The 17717-nt window shown below is 38.5% G+C and carries 16 protein-coding genes; 12 read left to right on the forward strand and 4 right to left on the reverse strand.

Features of this window, described 5'->3' with window-relative positions; translation table 11 throughout:
- Window positions 1-39 precede the first annotated feature (39 nt).
- The 12 genes from GSH73_RS02570 to GSH73_RS02625 all read left to right on the forward strand — a co-directional run bounded on the left by GSH73_RS02570 (window position 40) and on the right by GSH73_RS02625 (window position 14677).
- Complete coding sequence (locus GSH73_RS02570) at window positions 40-1209, forward strand: phosphopentomutase (protein WP_014756998.1); 1170 nt, start codon at window positions 40-42, stop codon at window positions 1207-1209.
- A gap of 15 nt (window positions 1210-1224) precedes the next feature.
- A complete protein-coding gene (locus GSH73_RS02575; protein ID WP_014756997.1) occupies window positions 1225-2520 on the forward strand; it encodes a pyrimidine-nucleoside phosphorylase in 1296 nt (431 codons plus the stop codon).
- Window positions 2521-2616: 96 nt separating this feature from the next.
- A complete protein-coding gene (locus GSH73_RS02580) occupies window positions 2617-4263 on the forward strand; it encodes a methyl-accepting chemotaxis protein (protein ID WP_014756996.1) in 1647 nt (548 codons plus the stop codon).
- Between the two features lie 129 nt (window positions 4264-4392).
- Window positions 4393-5343, forward strand: a complete 951-nt coding sequence (locus tag GSH73_RS02585; protein WP_014756995.1) for a DUF7916 family protein — start codon at window positions 4393-4395, stop codon at window positions 5341-5343.
- A gap of 154 nt (window positions 5344-5497) precedes the next feature.
- Window positions 5498-6886: an N-acetylglucosamine-specific PTS transporter subunit IIBC gene (gene nagE, locus GSH73_RS02590; RefSeq protein WP_014756994.1), complete on the forward strand. Its 1389-nt coding sequence runs from the start codon at window positions 5498-5500 to the stop codon at window positions 6884-6886.
- Between the two features lie 100 nt (window positions 6887-6986).
- Window positions 6987-7475 (forward strand): PTS sugar transporter subunit IIA, encoded by a 489-nt coding sequence (locus GSH73_RS02595; RefSeq protein ID WP_014756993.1) that lies wholly within the window; start codon window positions 6987-6989, stop codon window positions 7473-7475.
- A 28-nt stretch (window positions 7476-7503) separates the two neighbouring features.
- Window positions 7504-8340 carry a glucose PTS transporter transcription antiterminator GlcT gene (gene glcT, locus GSH73_RS02600; protein WP_014756992.1) on the forward strand — a complete coding sequence of 279 codons (837 nt, stop codon included), beginning with the start codon at window positions 7504-7506 and terminating at the stop codon, window positions 8338-8340.
- A 120-nt stretch (window positions 8341-8460) separates the two neighbouring features.
- The gene (gene nifV, locus GSH73_RS02605; RefSeq protein WP_014756991.1) at window positions 8461-9612 is read left to right on the forward strand and encodes a homocitrate synthase; all 1152 of its coding nucleotides are present in this window, start codon (window positions 8461-8463) and stop codon (window positions 9610-9612) included.
- Between the two features lie 17 nt (window positions 9613-9629).
- Window positions 9630-11552, forward strand: a complete 1923-nt coding sequence (locus GSH73_RS02610) for an aconitate hydratase (protein ID WP_014756990.1) — start codon at window positions 9630-9632, stop codon at window positions 11550-11552.
- Between the two features lie 82 nt (window positions 11553-11634).
- On the forward strand, window positions 11635-12225 hold the full coding sequence (locus tag GSH73_RS02615; RefSeq protein WP_014756989.1) for an HD domain-containing protein: 591 nt from the start codon (window positions 11635-11637) through the stop codon (window positions 12223-12225).
- A 43-nt stretch (window positions 12226-12268) separates the two neighbouring features.
- A complete protein-coding gene (tyrS, locus tag GSH73_RS02620) occupies window positions 12269-13486 on the forward strand; it encodes a tyrosine--tRNA ligase (protein ID WP_014756988.1) in 1218 nt (405 codons plus the stop codon).
- A 114-nt stretch (window positions 13487-13600) separates the two neighbouring features.
- Entirely contained in the window at window positions 13601-14677 is a 1077-nt protein-coding gene (locus GSH73_RS02625) for a CapA family protein (protein ID WP_014756987.1), read from the forward strand.
- A gap of 45 nt (window positions 14678-14722) precedes the next feature.
- On the opposite strand, the gene panD is transcribed toward GSH73_RS02625, so the two are convergent.
- From panD to GSH73_RS02645, 4 genes are read right to left on the reverse strand one after another with little or no spacing between them, the layout of a single operon-like run.
- Window positions 14723-15076, reverse strand: coding sequence for an aspartate 1-decarboxylase (gene panD / locus GSH73_RS02630; protein ID WP_014756986.1), 354 nt, complete (start codon window positions 15074-15076; stop codon window positions 14723-14725).
- A complete protein-coding gene (panC, locus tag GSH73_RS02635) occupies window positions 15076-15927 on the reverse strand; it encodes a pantoate--beta-alanine ligase (protein WP_038069877.1) in 852 nt (283 codons plus the stop codon). Before panC ends, panD begins: the two co-directional genes overlap by 1 nt.
- Window positions 15924-16748 (reverse strand): 3-methyl-2-oxobutanoate hydroxymethyltransferase, encoded by an 825-nt coding sequence (gene panB, locus GSH73_RS02640; RefSeq protein ID WP_014756984.1) that lies wholly within the window; start codon window positions 16746-16748, stop codon window positions 15924-15926. Before panB ends, panC begins: the two co-directional genes overlap by 4 nt.
- Entirely contained in the window at window positions 16741-17586 is an 846-nt protein-coding gene (locus GSH73_RS02645) for a Rossmann-like and DUF2520 domain-containing protein (RefSeq protein WP_014756983.1), read from the reverse strand. The genes panB and GSH73_RS02645 overlap by 8 nt, the downstream gene beginning before the upstream one ends.
- Window positions 17587-17717 lie beyond the last annotated feature (131 nt).

The raw sequence follows: 17717 nt of genomic DNA on the forward strand, positions 1-17717 counted from the left end.
ATATTATTTGTTGAGGGCATTATTGATAGAGGTGATTAAATGGTAAACAGAGTTTTACTTATTGTATTAGATAGCGTTGGAGCTGGTGAAGCGCCAGATGCGCATAAATATGGTGATGTAGGCTCAAACACTCTTGGACACATATGCGATGTGACAGGTATTAGGCTTCCTAATTTAGGCAAATTAGGGCTTGGTAACATACTGCCGCTTAAAAGTGTAGATGCTGATAAGTCTGCGATAGGTGCTTATGGGAAGATGCAAGAACATTCAGCAGGAAAAGACACGACGACGGGGCATTGGGAAATAGCAGGCCTTTGGATAGATAAGGCTTTTCCTACATTTCCAAATGGATTTCCTGATGAAGTGATAAGCAAGTTTGAAGAGAGAATAGGCAGAAAAGTTATAGGAAATAAGCCTGCATCGGGGACAGAGATAATAGAAGAATTGGGAGAAGAGCATGTAAAAACTGGTTATCCGATAGTTTATACATCGGCGGACAGCGTTTTCCAAATTGCTGCCCATGAAGGCGTTATACCTTTAGATGAACTTTACAGGATGTGTGAGATAGCCAGAGAAATACTGACAGGTGACTATGCAGTAGGCAGAGTCATAGCAAGGCCTTTTGTTGGGGAAGCTGGGAATTTTGTTAGAACGGAAAACAGAAGGGACTTTTCCTTAAAGCCATTTAGCCCTACTATATTGGATAAGTTAAAAGACGCGGGGCACGAGGTTTTTGCGATAGGAAAGATTGAAGATATTTTTGCGGGATGCGGTATAACAGGGAAGGACCATTCTACAAATAACAAAGATGGTATAATAGCGACTTTAAATGCTTTGGATAAAGTCAAAGAAGGGCTTATTTTCACAAATTTAGTTGATTTTGATATGCTTTATGGGCATAGAAACAATCCTTACGGATACGCAGATGCCCTAAAATATTTTGATGACCATCTTCCTGAAATAGTCTCAAAGCTTAAAGATGATGATTTGCTTATTATTACAGCAGATCATGGAAATGATCCTACAACGGCCAGCACAGATCATTCAAGAGAGTACGTGCCGCTTTTGGTGTACAACCGCAGATTTACACATGGTAAAGATTTAGGCATAAGACAGACATTTTCTGATATTGCTGCAACAATAGCGGAAATATTTAATGTTGATGGTACTGGTCATGGAACTTCATTTCTTAGTGAATTGCCATTTTGATAAGGAGGATCTTTTATGAGAATGTACGACCTTATAATGAAAAAGAGGGATGGAGGCACTTTTACAAAAGATGAGATAGATTTTATCATATCTTCATATACAAAAGACTATATACCTGATTATCAGATGAGCGCTCTTTTAATGGCCATATACTTTAACGGCATGACGAATGAAGAGACAGCCCACATGACAATGGCTATGGCTCATTCTGGCGATGTGCTTGATTTATCGGAAATAAAAGGGATTAAGGTAGATAAACATTCTACTGGCGGTGTTGCAGATACTACTACTTTAGTTTTGGCACCTCTCGTAGCAGCGTGCGGTGCACCTGTTGCGAAAATGTCTGGAAGGGGACTGGGGCATACTGGTGGTACGATAGATAAGCTTGAATCGATACCGGGCATGAGGGTTGAACTAAGTGAACAAGAATTTATAGACAATGTGAATAAATACGGCATAGCTGTCGTAGGGCAATCCAGCAATCTGACGCCGGCCGATAAGAAGCTTTACGCTTTAAGAGATGTAACTGCCACAGTCGATTCGATACCACTTATAGCAAGCTCTATAATGAGCAAGAAGATTGCGTCTGGTGCTGATGGAATTGTGCTGGATGTAAAAGTGGGCCGCGGTGCCTTTATGAAGGACATAGAAAGCGCCAAAAAGCTTGCAAATCTCATGGTTGAGATAGGCAATTCCGTTGGAAGAAAGACAGTGGCACACGTTACAAATATGGATGAGCCATTGGGACTTGCTATTGGCAATTCATTGGAGGTAGTAGAAGCTATTGATGTTTTAAAAGGAAATGGTTCGAAGGACCTTATCGATGTGTGCATGGTTTTAGGTGCTGATATGCTTACAATTGCTGGTGTTGCAAAAGACACCGATGAAGCAAAGATGATGATGGAAGAAGCTTTGACAAGTGGAAAGGCTTTGCAAAAATTTAGGGAATTCATAAAAGCTCAAGGTGGAGATGAAAGGATAGTAGATGATCTTTCATTGCTGCCACAGGCTAAATACGTTGAACCGTGGATTGCTGATGAAGATTTGTATATAAAAGATTTGTACGCATTAGATTTAGGGCTTATAGCTATGAGATTAGGTGCTGGAAGATCTACAAAAGAAGACACCATAGATCTATCGGTTGGTATAATGTTAGGCGGAAAAATAGGCGACTTTATAAAGAAAGGCCAACCTATCGCTACAGTATATGCTAATGATAAAAACAAACTGGATTGGGCGATGAATGAAATCAAAAAATATATATTAGTATCTGATCAATATGTGGAAAGGCCTCAATTGATTTACATGTAAAATTCCTCAATGAGGAATTTTTTTTTGCAATCATTTAATATTTTACAATTAATGCCGATATAGTAGTCAAAAGGTTTTATCTATGGAGGGGTGTAAATGACAAAAACATTAAGGGGCGAACTCATAAGAGCATTTGTAGTAATCGGTATTTTGCTTTTGGTATTATCTTTTACAGTAAATCTTGGAATGATAAACACAAAAAACAACATCAACAATTTAAAAAAGTTTGTCATTAACCAAGTGCTTTACATTTCAAATTCACAGGTGCAGTTGGCGCAGTACAGCAGTGTCCTTCTCAATGATGTAAATAATTACACGATGGGTCAAAGCACCAAAAGCGCTTTAAGGACAGATTTAAGCAATATAACCCAAAACGTAAACAGTCTTGGAAACGCTTTAGACGATTTTAAAGGCACTAATATATACAACCAGCTAAAGTCAGACGTAGATGGCATCAATGACAGCATAAAAAATATTAGTTCCGCGATAGACAGCTTAAATGAAAAGTACATACTTGATCAAGACAGCGATAAGACCTTGAAGGTAAGCTATTATGCGACACAAATACAAAATAACATGACAGACTTTAGCAATAAGTATTCGCAGGGCTTTTTGCCAATGTTTAACGATATGATATCGCAAAATGACAGGACATTTAAGATGTCCATCGCAATCAGCGTAGTGATAATAATTGTGATAATTATTTACTCGCTGATAACCGTAAGGAGATTGAGAAAGCTTTCGAGGCTTATAAACAGCGAAGTAAATAAATCGATGGAGCATTCTGAAAAGGTTCTCGATTCTTCGATACATCTTAAGAAGATGGCAGAGGAGAACACTGGAAACATCAAAATGTCAAGAGACGGAATTGAGCAGCTTACCGAAAGCATCAACACTATTGCAGAAAATGCCAATGAAGTGGCTATGTCTATATCAAATGTATCTGAGGTTAATGAAGAGTTGGCAAGATCTTCTGACACGCTGCTAAATGACATGAATAGCGCTATATCAAAGATAAGAGAAATAGAGGAAAATGTAAAAAGTCAAGGCGATGTTGTGAGAAATCTCATAAATACGTTGAATCAGAGCCTTAAAAATTCAAAAGCCAATTCCAATGAGCTAAAAGAGTTGGACAAGAAGATGGGTGGAATAAAAGAGATACTGTCGGCCATATCAGAGATAGCCGATCAGACGAATTTATTGTCCTTAAACGCTGCTATAGAAGCCGCAAGAGCTGGAGAATATGGAAAAGGCTTTGCAGTTGTGGCGGATGAGATAAGAAAATTGGCTAAACAGTCTACAGATAGCGTCGTAAAAATAAGCGAAATAATAGAGAACATAACCAGCTACACAGGTGTGACAATTGACAGTGTAATAAGCGACATAGACAATTCAGCTAAAGCAGCAACCGAAGTCAACAAAGTCTTAGACATATTTAACGATGTAAAGAAAGCATTTGACGAGATCTCTATGGTTATTGGGAACATATCCAGTGTGACTTCTGAAACTGCTGCAAGCTCTGACAAGACTTTGAATGCTGTAAAGAGCGTCATGGGCGCATCACAAAACATATCAGCGCAAGTAGAGGAGCTTTTGGCGTCTTCTGAGCAACTTTTGGATATTATAAACAGAGTAGACGAAAATAACACAAAGAACTTGGACTATGTAAATAATCAGGTTGCGTTTACAGAGGAGCAAAAAGCCAATATGGAGAGCATAACAAAAGTAGTCAAAAAGTTATGAGTGTTTTACATTTTCATAAATATTTGGTATAATTGCATTAGAAGGCGTGTAACTCTTGTTGAGGCATTAGCCGGTGAGGTTTTATTACCTTGCCGGCTATTATTTTTTAGGAAGAAAGGATGGTAATTTATGAAGAGAATTTTTGAGCTAACATCAAGCGACATCATGAACATGACAGGCAGAGAATTGCTTGAAACGATACGGCTATCTGAAGGAAGGACTGTCATGGCAGAGACGATAGTGACTTTTCCGACGCCGATTTATGGTGTATCAAATCCAGAGTTGGCGGCAGCATTTGGCGCAGATCTAATAACGCTAAACTTTTTTGATTTTAAAAACCCGTTTATATTCGGAATTGACGATCTTGATGTAAATATCTCTAAAGGATTTGGAGAGATAGGAGTACTTGCAGAAAGAGCATTAAAGAATTCAAATGATCCAAATTACATCAAGAAATTAAAAGATATAACGGGTAGGATAATTGGTGTCAACATAGAACCTGTTCCTGATGATGTCCAATATGTAGAAGGCAGGAAATTAAACAAGGAAAACCTTGAAAAGGTTAAATTTTATGGTTTTGACTACATTATGATAACCGGAAATCCAAATACGGGAGTAAGCGCTGAAACGATTGTAAATGGCATTGAGATGGCTCGAAACTTATTGGGCGACGACATGATGATAATTGCTGGCAAAATGCACGGTGCAGGGTCAGGCAACATATACGATCCACAATTGCTTGAAAAGTTTGTCAAAGCTGGTGCTGACTGCATACTCATACCTGCACCTGGAACTGTTCCGGGCATTGATTTGACTACAGCAAAAAAGATGATTGATGTCGTACACGATGCAGGTGCATTGGCACTTAGTGCTATTGGCACATCTCAAGAAGGATCTCAAAAAAGTGTAATTGAGAACATTGCGCTGCAATCCAAGATGGCTGGCAGTGATATACAGCATATAGGCGATGCTGGATTCACACCTGGCATAGCAACGCCAGAAAACATAATGGCTTTGTCTGTTGCCATAAGAGGTGTAAGGCATACGTATAGAAGGATGGCATATTCAATAAAAAAATAGGTATTGACAAGATATGCAATGTGATGTATAATTGTATTGTAAACGAATAAATGATGATTTCAGCGTGTTACTGGTAAAGCAGGCATGAGCTGGTTAGGTTTTGATACCTTGCCAGCTCTTTTTTATGCCAAAAAAATTTAAGGAGGTATAGTAAATGAAAGGATTAGGTAACTTACAAAAGCTTGGCAAAGCCTTGATGCTTCCAATAGCAGTTTTACCTGCTGCTGCATTGCTTTTAAGGCTTGGAGCAAAGGATGTTTTCAACATTCCGTTTATCACAAATGCTGGCGGAGCTATATTTGACAACTTGCCGCTTATCTTTGCGATAGGCATAGCAATAGGCTTTGCTGGCGGCGATGGAGTTGCTGGTCTTGCAGCTACTGTCGGATATTTGGTATTGACGAAAGGTGCAACGACTATAAATAAAGACATAAACATGGGCGTTTTAGGCGGTATCCTTATAGGTATCATAGCTGGTTATTTGTACAATAGGTACCACGACGTAAAATTGCCCGATTTCTTAGGTTTCTTTGGAGGCAAGAGATTTGTCCCCATAATTACGTCATTGGCAGCTTTGGTATTGGCTTTTGCTGCAGGTTATGTATGGCCGCCAATACAAAACGTCATATACGCGTTAGGAAAGTGGATAATAAGCGCAGGCGCATTTGGCGTATTTATCTATGGAGTATTGAATAGGTTGCTTATTCCAGTTGGACTTCATCATGTTATTAATAGCCTCGTTTGGTTTGTATTTGGGTCGTTTAAATCTGCATCTGGCGCAGTTGTAACTGGTGATTTAAATAGATTTTACGCAGGAGATCCAACTGCCGGTAGATTTATGACAGGCTTCTATCCTATAATGATGTTTGCACTGCCTGCAGCGGCACTTGCTATGGTGATGGCTGCTAAGCCAAAGAACAGAAAAGCAGTATCTGGTATCATGATTTCAGCGGCACTTACGGCTTTCCTCACAGGTATAACAGAGCCAATTGAATTTGCTTTCATGTTTTTAGCACCTGTTTTGTACGTTGTACACGCAATTTTAACAGGTTTGTCGCTGGCAATAACGTATTTGCTTGGAATAAGGATGGGCTTTGGATTCTCTGCAGGTCTTATAGACTATATCCTAAGCTTTGGAATATCATCTAAACCGCTGCTTTTATTGCTGATAGGAATAATTTACGCTGTTGTTTACTTCGTTGTTTTCTACTTCCTCATCGTCAAATTGAATTTGCCTACACCAGGAAGGCTTGATGAGGATACGGATGAAAGTAACGAGCAATTGTCAAGTTCTGACATAGGTGAGATGGCTCAAAATTATTTAGCTCTTTTAGGAGGAGCTGGCAACATCGTATCTTTGGAGTCATGCATCACAAGGCTTCGTTTAAGCGTCAAAGATGACACTGTCATAAACGACGATGAACTTAAAAAAGCTGGAGCGAATGGCGTTATAAGGATGGGCAAAGGAGCATTACAAGTTATCGTTGGCACAAAGGCAGATTTAATAGCACAAGAGATGCAGAAACGTATGAAGAAAAAATGATCATTAGCGGCCTCTATGGCCGCTTAAAATATATTTTACTATTAACAATAAATTATATATTATTATTTTATGCACAATATTATTGAAAGGATTGGTTCTTATGTTCAATATATTTAAGAAGAAATTTATAGGCGAAACAATAGTATCACCATTTAACGGAAAAGTGATAAATATTGAAGATGTTCCTGATCCAGTATTTTCAGGAAAAATGGTTGGAGATGGTGTCGCCATTGAGCCTAAAGACGGCGTAGTGTATTCGCCTGTAGATGGGGAAGTAATTCAACTTTTTCCTACGAAACACGCCATAGGCATAAGATCATCTGGTGGACTTGAAATTTTGATTCACATTGGCATGGATACGGTAGAGATGAAAGGCGATGGATTTGAAAGCCTTGTTAAAGAAGGAGAAGAAGTCAAAGCAGGTGATAAGCTTATAGTGTTTGATATTGACAAGGTAAAGGAAAATCATCCTATCATAAGTCCTGTAATTATTACGAATATGGAACTTGTAGATAAGATGAAGAAAAGAGAAAGCGGTGTCACAGTTGAAGGAGGAAAAACTGAAATAATGAAAATAAACTTAAAATGACATATAGAAATTTTAGGAGGGGAGGGTAATGTTCACTGCTTTAAAGGTATTAAATAACAATGTCGTAATGGCTTGTGATGAAAAGAATGTAGAGTGTATAGTTGTAGGAAAAGGTATAGGATTTTCTAAAAAGCCAGGTGATGTGATAAATGAAAGAATTGAAAAAGTCTATTATCTGCAGGAGAAAGCCAATGTTATGAAGTTTTCAGAATTGCTTGATAATATAAGAGATGAAGTTATTGGAATATCTGAGGAACTCATAGCATACGCTGAAAGTGTTAAAGGGCGAAAATTGAATGAACACATCCACATTGCGCTGCCTGATCATATAGCATTTGCCATTGAAAGAATAAAAGGTGGAATAGACATAAAGAACCCTTTTAATCAAGAAATAAGTGCTCTTTACAAAGATGACTATAAAATAGCACTTAGGGCTATAGATTTAATAAACGACAGGCTAAACGTAAGGCTTCCTGAGGATGAGGCGGGATTTATTGCGCTGCATCTTCATGCGGCATTTGAAAATTCTGGTGTGTCAGTCACTATGAAAAACACGAGGCTTGTTTCGGAGCTTGTGAAAAGTATTGAAGAAATGATAGGCAGAAAGATTGAGACTGATTCTATTGATTACTTAAGGCTTATTACACACTTAAAATTTGCAGTAGACAGAATAGAAAGAGGTATGCCGATTTCAAATGAACTTCTTCTGCCGATAAAGCGAAAATTTAAGAAAGCTTATAAGATAGCTGCAACCATTGCCAAACTCATCGGAAATTCATTAGGTATGAATGTGCCTGAAGATGAAATAGGTTATTTAGCCATACACATACAGAGATTGATGAATGATGTGCAAAAGCCAGATTAGTACGTATAATCTGGCTTTTGCAATTTTAAATATAAAAAATTGCAAAAACTATTGACTTTATTTCTTTATATGAATAAAATATATACATAAGTTTCTTTGATTTAAGAAGGGGGAAGTTCGATGAAATTCAAAAAAGAGGATGGTAAATTGTACCTCGTCGATACAACACTGAGAGATGGAGAACAAACAGCCGGTGTTGTTTTTGCTAATAGTGAAAAAATCAGGATTGCGAAAATGTTAGATGAAATTGGCGTGCATCAACTTGAAGTCGGAATTCCAACGATGGGCGGAGATGAGAAAGAGACTATTGCAAAAATTGCAAAACTTGGACTTAATGCCAGTATAATGGCATGGAACAGAGCTGTTGTAAATGATGTGAAAGAATCGTTAGAATGCGGTGTTGATGCTGTTGCGATTTCGATCTCGACTTCAGATATACACATAGAACACAAGCTTAGAACTTCAAGGCAGTGGGTTTTGGATCACATGACAAGCGCAGTTGAATTCGCCAAAAAAGACGGTGTCTACGTTTCTGTAAATGCAGAGGATGCGTCCAGGACAGATATGGACTTTCTCATAGAGTTTGCAAGGTGTGCAAAACAAGCAGGTGCAGACAGGTTGAGATTCTGCGATACTGTTGGCATATTGGATCCTTTTAAGACATACGACATCATAAAAAAGATTAAAGAAGCCATAGATATAGATATTGAGATGCATACGCATAACGATTTTGGAATGGCGACGGCAAACGCTCTTGCCGGTTTTAAAGCTGGTGCTAACTTTATAGGCGTCACTGTAAATGGCCTCGGTGAAAGGGCAGGAAATGCAGCATTAGAGGAAGTAGTGATGGCACTAAAGCATGTATATAAGTACGACATCAATATAGACACAAAAAGGTTTAGAGAGATTTCAGAGTATGTGTCTACAGCATCTGGAAGGCAACTGCCGTCGTGGAAGGCGATTGTTGGCACAAATGTGTTTGCACACGAGTCGGGAATTCACGTTGATGGAGCTCTTAAAGATCCTCACACGTATGAAATATTCGACCCAGATGAAGTAGGTCTTGAAAGACAGATTGTGATAGGCAAGCATTCAGGTACAGCAGCGCTAATAAACAAATTCAAAGAGTACGGAAGGGTATTGCCTGAGGAGGAAGCAAAAGAACTTTTGCCTTATGTGAGAAGTTTGTCTATTCAGCTTAAAAGGCCGCTTTTTGACAAAGAATTGATATATCTTTATGAGGAGCACATATCTAAGATTAAGGCAATTTAATTAGAGGGGGATGACAAGTGAATTTAACGCAAAAAATTTTGAGGAAGCATTTGGTGGAAGGAGAACTTGTAAAAGGACAGGAGATCGCTATTAAGATAGATCAGACACTGACGCAGGATTCTACAGGAACTATGGCTTATCTGGAGTTGGAGGCTTTAGGAGTGGACAAAGTGAAGACGGAGCTTTCTGTCGCTTATGTCGATCATAACATGCTGCAGGAAGGTTTTGAAAATGCAGATGACCACAAATACATCCAGACTGTTGCTGCGAAGCATGGAATATACTTCTCAAGGCCAGGCAATGGTATTTGCCATCAAGTCCATCTTGAGAGATTTGGCAAACCGGGTAAGACGCTTTTAGGGTCTGACAGCCATACGCCTACAGGCGGTGGCATAGGTATGCTGGCCATTGGTGCTGGAGGACTTGATGTGGCATTGGCTATGGCTGGTGAGCCCTACAGGTTGGTTATGCCAGAAGTGATCAATGTTAGACTTACTGGAAAATTAAAACCATGGGTGTCATCGAAAGACATCATACTTGAGCTTTTAAGAAGGCTTACTGTAAAAGGCGGGGTTGGAAAGGTATTTGAGTACACAGGAGATGGAGTTGCAACACTGTCCGTTCCTGAAAGAGCTACCATTACAAATATGGGAGCCGAATTAGGAGCGACTACATCTATATTTCCGTCTGATTTCCGCACTTATGAATTTTTAAAAGCCCAAAAGAGAGAAGACGACTTTGAAGCACTGCTGCCAGACGACGATGCCGAGTATGATGGCGTCATAGAAATCAATCTTGATGAATTAGAGCCGATGGTGGCATTGCCTCACAGTCCAGACAATGTAATAAAAGTGAAAGATGCAGGAAAGCTTAAAGTCGATCAAGTGGCAATTGGATCTTGCACAAACTCGTCCTACATGGACATGATGAAAGTAGCGGCCATATTAAAAGGTGGTCTTATCGCAGAAGGAGTAAGCTTAGTCATATCTCCTGGTTCAAGGCAAGTTTTAAACATGCTTGCAAAAAATGGCGCATTATCAGACATGATTTCGGCTGGCGCCAGAATTTTAGAGACAGCCTGTGGTCCATGTATAGGCATGGGTCAGGCTCCTGCTACAAATGCCATATCACTTAGGACCTTTAATAGGAATTTCTATGGAAGGTGTGGCACAAAGTCAGCGAAAGTGTATTTGGTAAGTCCTGAAGTAGCTGCTGCATCGGCATTGGCTGGCTATCTCATAGATCCGAGGGAGTTAGGAGAAGAAATCAAGATACAGATGCCGAGTGAATTTTTTGTGAATGACAATATGATAATAAAGCCGCCTGTGAATGCAGATGAATTTGATGTTGTAAGAGGCCCGAACATAAAGCCTTTCCCTATCAATACGCCCCTTGCGGATATTGAAAAAACCGTTTTGATAAAGGTGGGCGATGACATCACGACAGACCATATTATGCCGTCTAATGCTAAGCTTTTGCCGCTTAGATCTAATATTCCAGAGCTTTCAAAGCACTGCTTTGAGACGATAGATCCTGATTTTTCTAAAAGAGCTTTAGAAAATGGTGGAGGCATAATAGTTGGCGGAAATAATTATGGCCAAGGTTCCAGCAGGGAGCACGCCGCTTTGGCGCCGCTTCAACTTGGAGTGAAAGCAGTAATAGCAAAGTCGTTTGCAAGAATACACAAGGCAAACCTCATAAATAGCGGAATTCTGCCTTTAACATTTGTAAGTGAAGATGATTATGACAAGATCGATGAAGGCGATGTGCTTAAGATTGAAGGTGCTGTAAATCAAGTCAAGTCAAAAGGCAAGATCGTCGTTAAGAATGTGACGAAAGGTTATGAATTTGAAGTAGATCTGGATGTCAGCGACAGAAATCGGGAAATTCTAATAGAAGGTGGACTCATAAATTACGTGAGAAAAAAAGATAAGGTTTGATGAAAAAGCATGCTGCGGCATGCTTTTTTTAGTAAGCTCTTTGGTATATAATAAAGATATATGCGAAAGAGGGGTATTTCTGATGGAAAATGAAAGGCTTAAAAAGCAGATAGAATTTTTGAAAGAGATAGACAAGCTAAAGCAAGTATTTAGGCAGACGCTTCTTATGGATGGCACGCGCCATGAGAACGACGCTGAGCATTCTTGGCATCTTGCAATGATGGCGTTACTCCTTTCTGAATACGCTTCTGAAAAGATAGATATAAGCCATGTGATTAAAATGGTGCTTGTACATGATATTGTAGAGATTGATGCTGGTGACACATTTGTATACGATGAGAAAGGTTACGAAGACAAAGCAGAAAGAGAGAAAAAAGCGGCAGAGAGGATATTTAATATTTTGCCTGAAGATCAGGCAGACGAGATAAAGGCCTTGTGGGAAGAATTTGAAGAACGCAAAACTGAAGATGCAAAGTTCGCATCTGCTCTTGATAGGTTGCAGCCTATAATACATAATTACTATACAAATGGACATTCGTGGAAACAGCATGGGGTAAAAAGCTATCAAGTTCTTGAAAGGAATAAAATAGTCAGCGAGATAGCGCCAGAATTATGGCAGTTTATTAACGATATATTGGAAGATGCCATAAATAAGGGATATATTGAAAGATAATTATAAGCTTTGATAAATATTAAGGACATAGGAGGTCAATTTGATGTCGGTTTTTGATGTATTGAAAGAGAGAAATTTTATACAACAGATGACGCATGAAGATGAAATCAAAGAATTGCTTGAAAAAGAGAAAGTTACTTTTTACATAGGGTTCGACCCAACAGCAGATAGCCTACATGTAGGACATTTTTTGCAACTTATGGTTATGGCTCACATGCAAAGAGCAGGCCACAGACCTATTGCTTTAATTGGCGGTGGCACTGCCATGATAGGCGATCCGACTGGCAAGACAGATATGAGAAAGATGCTTACAAAGGATGAAATAGACCACAATGCCGAAGCTTTTAAAAGGCAAATGAGCCGCTTTATAGATTTTTCAGATGGGAAAGCGATACTTGCCAATAATGCTGACTGGCTTTTAAACCTTAACTATGTGGAGTTTTTAAGAGACATAGGAGTACATTTTTCTGTAAATAAGATGCTTACAGCGGAATGTTTCAAGACAAGACTTGAAAGAGGACTTTCTTTTTTAGAGTTTAATTACATGCTTATGCAGGCGTACGATTTTCTTATGTTAAATAAAGAGTACGGCTGTGTGCTTCAGATGGGTGGAGACGATCAGTGGTCAAACATATTGGCAGGTGTCGATCTCATAAGAAGAAAAGAAGGAAAACAGGCTTACGGCATGACATTTACTCTGCTTACAACAAGTGAAGGGAAGAAGATGGGTAAGACTGAAAAGGGAGCTATTTGGCTTGATGCTGATAAGACGCCGCCGTATGATTTTTATCAGTATTGGCGAAATATAGATGATTCAGATGTTGAAAAATGTCTCTCACTATTGACATTTTTGCCTATGGATGAAGTGAGAAGACTTGGTTCTTTAAAGGACAAGGAAATAAATGAAGCCAAAAAAGTTTTGGCGTATGAAGTTACAAAACTTGTACACGGTGTTGATGAGGCCGAAAAAGCGAAAAAGGCGGCGGAAGCCTTGTTTGAAGGCAGAGGGGATTTAAGCAATGTGCCTACATCGACGATTACAAGCGACATGTTAGGCTCAAATTTACTGGATGTGCTTGTAAAGACTGGCATAATTCCTTCAAAGAGCGAAGGAAGGAGGCTTATTACTCAAGGTGGGCTTTACGTAAATGATGAAAATGTAAAAGACGTAAATGCCGTAGTGACAGAAGACATGTTTAAGGAAGGGTACATGATTTTAAGACGAGGGAAGAAGTCTTACAACAAGATAATCCTTACATGATGTATGGCGTACATAAGTGTGCGCCATATTTTTTTATAAATTTTATAATTTATTAATTATTACTTATTTGTAAAATATTATATAATTATACATGGGATAAAAGGGGTGGACATTGTGAAAAAATTTATAATTTCTGTACTTGTGATGATAGCTGCATTTTTTATATCGTATGAGATGACAATGGGCAAAAACGGCATCATACAAGAAACCTCGAAAGTTGGCAATGATAGTTTAAAGCAGGTAGAATCGGTAGATGATAAAAATGTAAATAATTCTCCTATAAAAATTACCATAAGCGCTGCAGGCGATACGACGCTGGGATCTGATGAAAGTTTTGGTAAAGAGTACACATTTGATGCAGAGTTTCAAAATCACAGTGGCGATTACGGATATTTTACCCAATATGTAAGAAGCGTTTTTGCAAATGATGACCTTACAATAGTCAATTTAGAGGGCACGTTGACGAATGCCTCAAAAGAGGCCTACAAAGAGTACAAGTTTAGAGGCGATCCGCTTTATGTAAATATACTAAAAGATGGAGGCATTGATGCTGTAAATTTGGCTAATAATCACTCTTTTGACTATGGAAGGCAAGGATTTGATGATACAGTTTATAACCTTAAAAAAGCAGGCATAGGCTATTTTGGATATGGGTACAAGTATATAAAAGATGTAAAAGGAATAAAAGTCGGAGTTTTAGGTTATACAGGTTGGAGTTTTCCTGAAGACTTGAAAAAGCAAATAAAAGAAGATATTCAGGATATAAGAAAGCAAACCAATTTAGTCATCGTATGTTTTCACTGGGGTGATGAGGGGAAATACTATCCAAATAAGACACAGGTGGCATTAGGACATTATGCAGTTGATGAAGGAGCGGATCTTGTTCTGGGCACACATCCTCATGTAATTGAAGGCATAGAAAAGTACAATGGCAAGTACATAGTCTATTCTTTAGGCAATTTCATCTTTGGTGGCAATAGAAATCCTTCAGACAAAGACGCATTTATATTTCAACAGACTTTCACATTTGATGATTCAAAAAGACTAATCGGTTCATCAAACGTGAATTTAATACCTATATCCATATCGTCTGTTAAAGAGCGGAATGATTTTACACCTGTCATATTAGAAGGCAGCGAAAAAGAAAGGGTATTAGAAAAGATTGAGGATCTATCAAACGGGATTAAATAAAATAAGAGAGCAATGTATTGAAATTACACTACTCTTTTTAAATTTTTAGCCTTTTAGAGGTCTATTTTTTTCATCAACAAATACGACCTTTGGTTTGTAAGTTTTAGCTTCTTCATCATCCATCAGCGCATATGAAATTATGATTATAATATCACCGGGGAGGCAAAGTCTTGCAGCAGCACCGTTTAAGCATACAATGCCTGAATCTTCTTCTCCTTCTATGACATACGTTTCGAATCTTGCTCCGTTGTTGTTATTTACGATTTGCACTTTTTCCCCAGGCAGAATGTCGGCAAGATCCATTAATCTCTTGTCAATAGTTATAGAGCCCATGTAGTTTAAATTTGCATCTGTGACAGTTGCTCTGTGAATTTTTGATTTCATCATAAATCTCTGCATTATTTATCAACACTCCATAATAGATTGTCAATCAATCTTGTATTTCCTATATAACACGCAATTGCAATCAATGCTTTATCGCCTATAGTGTTTAGGTCATCCAGTGTATCGGGATGGACACATGAGACATATTGTACTTTGCATTGCGGCTCATTTTCTAAAGTCTTTCTCACAGCATCTAATATTTTTTCTGCACTTCGTTCACCAGCTGCGAGGAGTTTTTCTGCTTCTTTTAGTGACTTGTTTAAAATTAGTGCTGCACGTCTTTCATCATGTGTCAAGTAAGTATTACGTGAACTTAAAGCTAATCCATCTTTATCCCTTACTATAGGCGATGCGATGATTTCGACTGGAATATTTAAGTCTTCCACCATCTTCTTTATTACAGCTACTTGCTGAGCATCCTTTTGGCCGAATACAGCTATATCTGGCGTAAATATATTAAAAAGTTTTGCCACTACAGTGCATACGCCGTCGAAATGTCCTGGTCTATATGCACCGCAAAGCTTGTCTGTGATTTTCCTTACGGTTATTGTCGTAAGCCTTTCATTTGGATACATTTCTTCTACTGATGGTGTAAAGACAAGGTCACAACCATTTTCTTCTAATAATTTCAGATCTCTTTCAATATCTCTTGGATATTTGTCATAATCTTCGTTTGGGCCAAATTGAATGGGGTTTACAAATATGCTGGCACATACGAAGTCCGAATTTTCTTTAGCTTTCTTTATGAGGGAAAGGTGCCCTTCATGAAGGTAACCCATTGTTGGAACAAGTCCTATCTTTTTATTTTGACTCTTTTGCGACTTTATTATTTCTCTTATATCTTTTATTTTGTCAACGACCATCATTTTCCATCACTCTTTCTATTAGCAAATGAATATTCTTCGGTTGGGAAGGATTGGCTTTGGACATCGGCTATATAGCTTCCTACAGCATCTTTTATTATTTGACTGATGTTTGCATACTGTTTTACAAATTTTGGTTTGTGCCCCTGTGTAAGCCCCAGCATATCGTGAAGTACAAGTATCTGACCATCACAATATTGCCCTGCTCCGATGCCTATTGTAGGTATTGACAGAGATTCAGTGATTTCTTTTGCCAAATCCATCGGTACGCATTCTAAGACAAGAGCGCAGATGCCGGCGTCTTCTAATGATTTTGCATCACTTTTTAACTTTGATGCTGCTTTATCATCCTTGCCTTGCACTTTATATCCGCCTAATTGATTTACAGATTGAGGTGTGAGGCCTATATGGCCTACTACTGGAATGCCAGCGTTTACGATTGCCTTTACTGTTTCAGCTATTTCGATGCCACCTTCCAGTTTTACGGCTTGTGCGCCTCCTTCAGCTAAGAGGCGAGCGGCATTTTTAAGCGCATCTTCTTTAGATATGTTGTAAGACATGAAAGGCATGTCAGCCACAACAAAAGCGTTTTTTGCTGCTTTTGTGACAGCTTTTGTGTGGTGTACCATGTCATCCATTGTGACTGGTATGGTGCTTTCATATCCTAATACTGCCATGCCGAGGGAGTCGCCTACAAGTATAAAGTGAACACCGCATTCGTCCAATATTCTTGCTGTGGGATAGTCATAAGCTGTCAATGCAGTTATCTTTATGCCATCTTTTTTGAGCCTTTTTAATGTAGATACTGTTATTTTATCATTCATTAAATATCTCCTCCAATTCCGCTGTTTTTTCATCACTTGAGTCTTTAAAAAATTTTATTGTGGCATTTCCCATGGCTTTATATAGCTTTAAAATATCGCCGTCTTTTATGTTTTCTACGTGCTTTTTGACTGTTTCTATGTCACATCTGGCGATTGGACCTGACAGCGATGCGTCACATCCTTTTTCATTTATGTTCTTTAAAGTTCCATTTATAAGCGGCAAAATGAGATCTGGATATTTCTCTATTGAAAATCCAGAAGCTTTTAAAAGTTCATTGGCAGTTTTTACAAGTGTAACAAGATAATTTGATGCCATGACGCATGCTGCGTGATAAAGGGGCTTGTTAATGCCATCTATCACTATTGGCTTTGCTCCTATTGCCTTTACGATATTTATTCCTGCGTTTATGGCAATATCATCGCCTTCAATTGTAAAGTAGCTTTCGGGAAGCAGAGAGACTGCAGCTTCTATTGATGGGCATGTTTGAACAGGATGCATGATCATCGTGTGTCCATATTCTTTAAGAGGTTTTAATACATCAATAGAGATTGAGCCACTTAAGTGCACAAAGATTTTATTGTTTATAGTTGATTTGTGCTTTAGGATTTCTTCAACGATGGATTTTATACAATCGTCTTTTGTGCTTATTATGATCACATCTGACGCAATTATGATGTCTTCGTATTTTGAAAAAGCGGTAGAATCTGTAAGTGATGCTGCATTCAATGATGAATTTACACTTCGGCTTAGATACCCAGAGATTTTTATTGTAGAATGTGACAATAAAATACCTAAACCTGTGCCTATTTTTCCTGCACCTATGAAACCTACTTTCACTTAAACAACACTCCCTTCAAATGTGGGAGATAACAAAAAAACCTTCCGTACGGAAGGCGCAATACACCATTTTATCTCCCGTCCCGGTCATATGATCCTGGCGAGGCATAAACTTTTGAAATTTTAACATC

It is taken from the genome of Thermoanaerobacterium aotearoense, assembly GCF_009905255.1.
Classification (GTDB): Bacteria; Bacillota; Thermoanaerobacteria; order Thermoanaerobacterales; family Thermoanaerobacteraceae; genus Thermoanaerobacterium; species Thermoanaerobacterium aotearoense.

Coding starts and splice junctions, on each gene's coding strand:
- GSH73_RS02570 (WP_014756998.1), top strand. CDS start 40: ATGGTAAACAGAGTTTTACTTATTGTATTAGATAGCGTTGGAGCTGGT.
- GSH73_RS02575 (WP_014756997.1), top strand. CDS start 1,225: ATGAGAATGTACGACCTTATAATGAAAAAGAGGGATGGAGGCACTTTT.
- GSH73_RS02580 (WP_014756996.1), top strand. CDS start 2,617: ATGACAAAAACATTAAGGGGCGAACTCATAAGAGCATTTGTAGTAATC.
- GSH73_RS02585 (WP_014756995.1), top strand. CDS start 4,393: ATGAAGAGAATTTTTGAGCTAACATCAAGCGACATCATGAACATGACA.
- nagE (WP_014756994.1), top strand. CDS start 5,498: ATGAAAGGATTAGGTAACTTACAAAAGCTTGGCAAAGCCTTGATGCTT.
- GSH73_RS02595 (WP_014756993.1), top strand. CDS start 6,987: ATGTTCAATATATTTAAGAAGAAATTTATAGGCGAAACAATAGTATCA.
- glcT (WP_014756992.1), top strand. CDS start 7,504: ATGTTCACTGCTTTAAAGGTATTAAATAACAATGTCGTAATGGCTTGT.
- nifV (WP_014756991.1), top strand. CDS start 8,461: ATGAAATTCAAAAAAGAGGATGGTAAATTGTACCTCGTCGATACAACA.
- GSH73_RS02615 (WP_014756989.1), top strand. CDS start 11,635: ATGGAAAATGAAAGGCTTAAAAAGCAGATAGAATTTTTGAAAGAGATA.
- tyrS (WP_014756988.1), top strand. CDS start 12,269: ATGTCGGTTTTTGATGTATTGAAAGAGAGAAATTTTATACAACAGATG.
- panD (WP_014756986.1), bottom strand. CDS start 15,076: ATGCAGAGATTTATGATGAAATCAAAAATTCACAGAGCAACTGTCACA.
- panC (WP_038069877.1), bottom strand. CDS start 15,927: ATGATGGTCGTTGACAAAATAAAAGATATAAGAGAAATAATAAAGTCG.
- panB (WP_014756984.1), bottom strand. CDS start 16,748: ATGAATGATAAAATAACAGTATCTACATTAAAAAGGCTCAAAAAAGAT.